Origin of the sequence: Phocaeicola intestinalis, assembly GCF_014837065.1 — a bacterium.
GTDB lineage: Bacteria > Bacteroidota > Bacteroidia > Bacteroidales > Bacteroidaceae > Phocaeicola > Phocaeicola intestinalis.
Genome location: NZ_JACSPP010000103.1, coordinates 1 through 5,743 on the forward strand (window position 1 = coordinate 1; position 5,743 = coordinate 5,743).

The 5,743-nt window shown below is 46.8% G+C and carries 6 protein-coding genes and 1 tRNA gene; 5 read left to right on the forward strand and 2 right to left on the reverse strand.

Going from position 1 to position 5,743, the window contains the following annotated elements; all coding sequences use genetic code 11:
• Window positions 1–225: 225 nt before the first annotated feature.
• Window positions 226–1,251 (forward strand): threonine aldolase family protein, encoded by a 1,026-nt coding sequence (locus H9625_RS16900; protein WP_191765488.1) that lies wholly within the window; start codon window positions 226–228, stop codon window positions 1,249–1,251.
• A gap of 66 nt (window positions 1,252–1,317) precedes the next feature.
• On the opposite strand, the gene H9625_RS16905 is transcribed toward H9625_RS16900, so the two are convergent.
• Window positions 1,318–1,830 (reverse strand): gamma carbonic anhydrase family protein, encoded by a 513-nt coding sequence (locus H9625_RS16905; protein WP_087251431.1) that lies wholly within the window; start codon window positions 1,828–1,830, stop codon window positions 1,318–1,320.
• Between the two features lie 245 nt (window positions 1,831–2,075).
• The gene (locus tag H9625_RS16910) at window positions 2,076–3,860 is read right to left on the reverse strand and encodes an aminopeptidase P family protein (protein WP_022040138.1); all 1,785 of its coding nucleotides are present in this window, start codon (window positions 3,858–3,860) and stop codon (window positions 2,076–2,078) included.
• A 159-nt stretch (window positions 3,861–4,019) separates the two neighbouring features.
• On the opposite strand from H9625_RS16910, the gene rpsU reads away from it, so the two are divergent.
• From rpsU to H9625_RS16930, 4 genes are all read left to right on the forward strand, one after another.
• Complete coding sequence (rpsU, locus tag H9625_RS16915) at window positions 4,020–4,211, forward strand: 30S ribosomal protein S21 (RefSeq protein ID WP_087211334.1); 192 nt, start codon at window positions 4,020–4,022, stop codon at window positions 4,209–4,211.
• Between the two features lie 74 nt (window positions 4,212–4,285).
• Window positions 4,286–5,164: a tyrosine-type recombinase/integrase gene (locus H9625_RS16920; protein ID WP_191765490.1), complete on the forward strand. Its 879-nt coding sequence runs from the start codon at window positions 4,286–4,288 to the stop codon at window positions 5,162–5,164.
• A gap of 15 nt (window positions 5,165–5,179) precedes the next feature.
• Complete coding sequence (gene hpf / locus H9625_RS16925; RefSeq protein WP_087211356.1) at window positions 5,180–5,479, forward strand: ribosome hibernation-promoting factor, HPF/YfiA family; 300 nt, start codon at window positions 5,180–5,182, stop codon at window positions 5,477–5,479.
• A 97-nt stretch (window positions 5,480–5,576) separates the two neighbouring features.
• Window positions 5,577–5,650 (forward strand) — tRNA-Thr (locus H9625_RS16930).
• Window positions 5,651–5,743: the final 93 nt, after the last annotated feature.

Here is a 5,743-nt window from a genome sequence, read left to right on the forward strand (position 1 = left end):
ATTCACGGAGAAAGGTGGTTTATGCCCCGTCAGTAGCCGCGCCGGCTACTGACGGATTGTATATAAGTATTTGATTTATAGATGTATTCGTGTCTGATATTAAGGTTTGTTGGTAAAATGTTCCGTATGAGGGTCTGTTTTGTTTTATTGAGATTGGAGGCTTTTTCTCAAGAAAGATAGAGGTTTTATTTCTATCTTTGTCTTGGATTTTTTATATTGTAAACTATGTTACATTTTGAAAGTGATTATCTGGAAGGGGCGCATCCGCTTGTATTGGAGCGGTTGATGCAGACTAATATGGAACAGACACCGGGATATGGAACTGATGTGTATTGTGAGGCGGCACGTGAGAAAATACGGCTTGCGTGCGCTGCTCCCGAAGCGGAGGTACATTTTATGGTAGGCGGAACGCAGACCAATGCTACGCTGATAACAGCAATGCTTCGTCCGTATGAAGGTGTGATAGCTGCAGAGAGCGGACACATTAACCAGCATGAAGCCGGTGCTGTAGAGGCTGGCGGGCATAAAGTACTGGCTTTGCCACATGCTGAGGGTAAGCTTTCTGCTACGGATGTGAACCGCTATGTTACAGATTTTTATGCCAATCCCAGTTGGACGGCTATGGTAGCTCCCGGAATGGTGTATATTTCCCAGCCTACCGAGTATGGGACTTTGTATACATTGGCAGAACTTCGGGCTTTGTCGGCTGTGTGCCGCAAGCATCACCTTCCTTTGTATATGGATGGTGCGCGTTTGGGTTATGCTCTTGCGGCTCATGGTAATGATGTGACACTGGAAGCGATAGCTTCGCTTTGCGATGTGTTTTACATTGGTGGTACAAAGGTGGGTGCTTTGTTTGGCGAGGCTTTGGTGATGCCTCGTCCGGGTGCTATCCGCCAGTTGTCTTCCATTATCAAGCAAAGAGGGGTATTGTTGGCAAAAGGGCGTTTGCTCGGACTTCAGTTTGATACACTCTTTACCGACGGATTATACGAACGGATTGCCCGCAATGCCATTGTGATGGCGGACAAGATTGTGTCGGCACTGAAGGAACGGGGATACCGGTTTCTGATTACTCCGCAGACCAACCAACTCTTCGTGGTATTGGAGAATGAACAATTGGCACGCCTTTCTGCCCAGGTCGGTATCGAGGTCTGGGAAAAAGTAGACGATACGCATACCGCGGTGCGCATAGCTACCAGCTGGGCGACACGAGAAGAAAACGTGGATGCATTGATTGGGAAGCTTTGAGGAATTAAGAATGAGGAATGAAGAATTCCATGCGGGCGCAGCGATTCTTCATTCCTAATTCTTAATTTATTTGTACCACGAGGCATACATCAGGTATCCGTTAGCTATCTTTTGGTTTAATTCCTTGCTTTGTGCAGGATTTACTTTCTTGATGAACTTTGCCGGAACGCCTCCCCAAAGGGTGTATGGTTCGATTATCGTGTTCGAAAGTACCAGAGCGCCGGCGGCTACGATGGCACCTTCGCCTACTATGGCATGGTCGAGCAGGGTGGCGCCCATACCGATGAGTGCTTTGTTGTGGATACATGCCCCGTGCAGGGTGACGTTATGTCCGATAGAAACATCATCGCCGATTTCTACGGTCGATTTCTCGTAAAGTGTGTGCAGGACGCTTCCGTCCTGAATGTTTACCCGGTTTCCGATGCGGATGCTATTAACATCTCCCCGCAGGACGGTATTGAACCAGATGCTGCAATCGTCTCCCATCACTACATCACCGATAATCGTGGCATTGTCGGCAAGGAAACAGTTGTTTCCCATTTTGGGAGTGAATCCTCTTACTGATTTGATTAAAGCCATATTTTCTTAAGTTTGAATGTTGCGATAAAAGGTTGTTTGCGGTTCTTCAGCCTTTTGCTCCAGCGGATGCACTTCGGCCTATATGCGATAAGATTAATAATCTTCAAGCCGTAAGATTATTAATCTTGCACGCGGAAGATTATTAATCTTGTCGGCGGTGCACTTATTTGCCTTGGCGGATGCACATATCTGCACCGCTTGGTGCAAATATGTGCATATGGCTCTGAAGATAATATCTGTATGCTTCAGGCGAGGGGAGAGGTGGCATTTTCCAGCCATGCAGCCTCTTCGGGTGCCAGCAGCGGTGCAAGTTCTTGATATACTTTCTGATGATAGGCATTTAGCCATGTTTTCTCCTCGGCTGTCATCATTTCGGGGCGGATGGGCTCTTTGTCTATCGGGCAGAGTGTCAATGGTTCGAACTTATAGAATTTACCGAACTCTGTAGTCTGGCTGGGGATGATGAGCATGGTGTTTTCGGTGCGCACACCGTACCGTCCAGACTTGTAAATGCCCGGTTCGTTGGTGAGGGTCATGCCGGGTTGGAGTAGGGCAGGGACGTGGTTCATTCGGATTTGATGAGGGCCTTCGTGAACGTTGAGGAAGTGTCCTACTCCGTGTCCGGTACCGTGTCCGTAATTGATACCTGCTTTCCACATAAACTGGCGGGCGAGTACATCGAGTTGTGTGCCACATGTGCCTTGTGGAAATTCGGCTTGCGACAAGGCGATGAAACCTTTCAACACCAGGGTGTAATCGATGCGTTGTGCATCGGATACCGGTCCGAGGGCAATGGTGCGGGTGATATCGGTTGTGCCGTCGGTATATTGTGCACCGCTATCCAAGAGCAGCAAGCCTTCAGGCTTCAGTGTAGATGCTGTTTCGGGGGTGGCTTCGTAATGGACAATGGCTCCATGTTCCTGGTAGCCAGCGATGGTATCGAAGCTGATGCCTTGGAACAGGTCTTGCTTCGAGCGGAATTCGTATAGTTTCTTATCAATACTGATTTCGGTTTCCGCTCCACTCTTTACGGCTTCCTTCAGCCACATCAGGAAGCGTACCATTGCTACTCCGTCGCGTTGCATTGCCTGATGGAAGCCCTCTATCTCGGTTTCGTTCTTGATGGCCTTCAACATACAGACGGGTGATGGACGGCAGATGACGGATGCAGCCGATTGTGCCGTACGGTATAGTGCGTAATTGGTCTCGGGCGAAAGCTGGATGCTCTTGCCGGTGAAATGCCGCAGGTCGTTTTCTATTTCTCCGTAATCTTTTGCCTGTACACCGTTTTCGGTGAGATAAGCGGTCAGTTCGGGGGTAAGTTTTTCACTCATTATATATAAGGTGGCATCTTGGCGGGTGATGAGCAGGTAGCTGATGAATACCGGATTGCAATGTACGTCATTTCCCCGCAGATTGAGTGTCCAGGCTATTTCGTCAAGAGCGGACAGGAGGATTCCGTCGGCCGGAGTTGCATCAATGCAGGCACGTATGGTTCTTAGCTTGTCGGATGCAGACGTTCCGGCATAAGTGAGTGGCAGAATAGAAAGGGGATTGCCGGGCAGGGCAGGGCGGTTTTTCCAAATGAGTCGGAACGGGTCATCGGTTGCTACCAGTTCCAGTCCATGTGTATCCAGTGCAGTGCGTAAGTCTTCTGTTTCTCCATAGCTGTTTACCCATCCGTCGATACCCACCTTGTCGTGCGGGTTCAGTACACTTCCCAGCCAGTCGGGGATAGATGGAGTTTCGGGCAGACGGTCTTTGAATAAAATGATGCCCGAGCCTTTCAACTGTTCTTCAGCCTGGAGAAAGTAACGCGAGTCGGTCCAAAGTCCTCCTTTATTATATAAGGTGATGACAGCGGTTCCTGCCGAACCTGTGAATCCGGAAATCCACTTGCGTGCCTCCCAGTATTGAGGCACGTATTCGCCCGCATGCGGGTCGGTGCTTGGGATGATGAATGCAGAAAGTCCTCTTTCTTGCATGAAAGCGCGTAAAGACGCTATTCGTTCGGTGATTCTTGTTTCCATACAGTAGCTTTCGTTTTAACGGTTAACAAAGTTACGATTTCTGTGGAATATACAATAAAATATGGTGGAAAGTTTTGTAAATAAAGAAAGTATGTGTAATTTTGCGCCGCGAATTGACTACGCAACATTTAATAACAATATAATCTTAATTTTAAAAACATGATTGTAGTACCAGTAAAAGAAGGCGAAAACATTGAAAAAGCGCTGAAGAAATTTAAAAGAAAATTTGAGAAAACAGGTGTTGTAAAAGAATTGAGACGCAGACAGCAGTACGACAAACCGTCTGTATTGAAGAGATTGAAGATGGAACGTGCTATTTACGTTCAAAAAATGCATCAGACAGAAGAATAATTCCGCAAAAATCTTTGAATAATTGAATTCTTTTTCATAAATTCGTTGCTGAGAACAAGAAAGGCGATATTTTTATGTTGAAGGAATCTTTTCTGAGGTATCTCCAGTTCGAGAAAAACTATTCTGACAAGACCATTGTCAGCTATGGTACAGACCTCTCGGAGTTTGAAGCATACTTCAAAGCGGTGGATGAGGCTTTGGATTTTACGGCTGTCGATTCGGACATTATCCGTGGATGGATGATTTCATTGATGGATGAGGGGTATTCGGCATCGTCGGTAAACCGGAAGCTGAGTGCGCTGCGGTCGTTTTATCGCTATCTGTTGCGGGAGAATGTGGTTTCGGCAGATCCGATCCGGAAGGTTCAGGGGCCGAAAAAGAAGAAACCGCTTCCCGTATTTGTAAAAGAAGCTGATATGGACAGGTTGCTGGATGAGGAACCGGGTGACGATTTCGAGAGTGTCCGCAACAAGACGGTTATCGCAGTCTTTTATGAAACGGGTATCCGCGAGGCGGAGCTGATAGGTCTGAAAGACGGGGATGTGGATTTGTCTGCATGCCAGATAAAAGTGACAGGAAAGAGGAATAAGCAGCGTATTATCCCGTTCGGGGAAGGTTTGAAAGAAAGGCTGCTCCGTTATCTTTCGGCAAGAGAAGAATATTGGCACGGGGAATGTGAGGCGTTTTTCGTCCGTAAGGAAGGGAAGGCATTATATCCCAGTCTTGTTTATTTGTTGGTGAAACGCGATTTGTCGAAGGTCGTGACGTTGAAGAAAAGAAGCCCGCATGTGCTGAGGCATTCATTTGCGACGGCTATGCTGAATAATGAGGCAGGGCTGGAGTCGGTGAAGGAGCTTTTGGGGCATGAGAGCCTGACCACTACCGAGGTCTATACGCATACGACTTTTGAAGAATTAAAAAAAGTTTATGAACAAGCTCATCCAAGAGCGTAAAAAAAGGAGGTTTTTATGGAAGTAAGAATTCAATCCATTCATTTCGATGCATCTGAGAGACTGGAAGCTTTTATTCAGAAGAAAGCAGAGAAACTTGAAAGATTTTGCGATAATATAAAGAAAGTAGAGGTGTCTTTGAAGGTGGTAAAGCCGGAGACAGCTATGAATAAGGAAGCTGGCGTGCGCGTATTGGCGCTGAATACCGAGTTTTACGCAGAAAAAGTAAGTGATACATTTGAAGAATCGATAGACGTATGCATGGATGCATTGTCTAAGCAATTGCTGAAAGTAAAAGAAAAACAGCAAGGGAAATAAAAAAATCACGCTAAAAGTTTTGTGATTCAAAAAATATATCTAACTTTGCAGCCGCTAAGCCACGATAGATAGCCGCGTGGCTGCAAAGTTTAATCTTGCCTCTTTAGCTCAGTTGGCCAGAGCACGTGATTTGTAATCTCGGGGTCGTTGGTTCGAATCCGACAAGAGGCTCAGAAGAAAGAAAGTTGGGCAAATACCAGAGTGGCCAAATGGGGCAGACTGTAAATCTGCTGGCTTACGCCTTCGGTGGTTCGAATCCATCTT

Bases quoted from the DNA above. Each gene is read 5' to 3' on its own strand.
- H9625_RS16900 (WP_191765488.1), top strand. From the start codon at position 226: ATGTTACATTTTGAAAGTGATTATCTGGAAGGGGCGCATCCGCTTGTA.
- H9625_RS16905 (WP_087251431.1), bottom strand. From the start codon at position 1,830: ATGGCTTTAATCAAATCAGTAAGAGGATTCACTCCCAAAATGGGAAAC.
- H9625_RS16910 (WP_022040138.1), bottom strand. From the start codon at position 3,860: ATGGAAACAAGAATCACCGAACGAATAGCGTCTTTACGCGCTTTCATG.
- rpsU (WP_087211334.1), top strand. From the start codon at position 4,020: ATGATTGTAGTACCAGTAAAAGAAGGCGAAAACATTGAAAAAGCGCTG.
- H9625_RS16920 (WP_191765490.1), top strand. From the start codon at position 4,286: ATGTTGAAGGAATCTTTTCTGAGGTATCTCCAGTTCGAGAAAAACTAT.
- hpf (WP_087211356.1), top strand. From the start codon at position 5,180: ATGGAAGTAAGAATTCAATCCATTCATTTCGATGCATCTGAGAGACTG.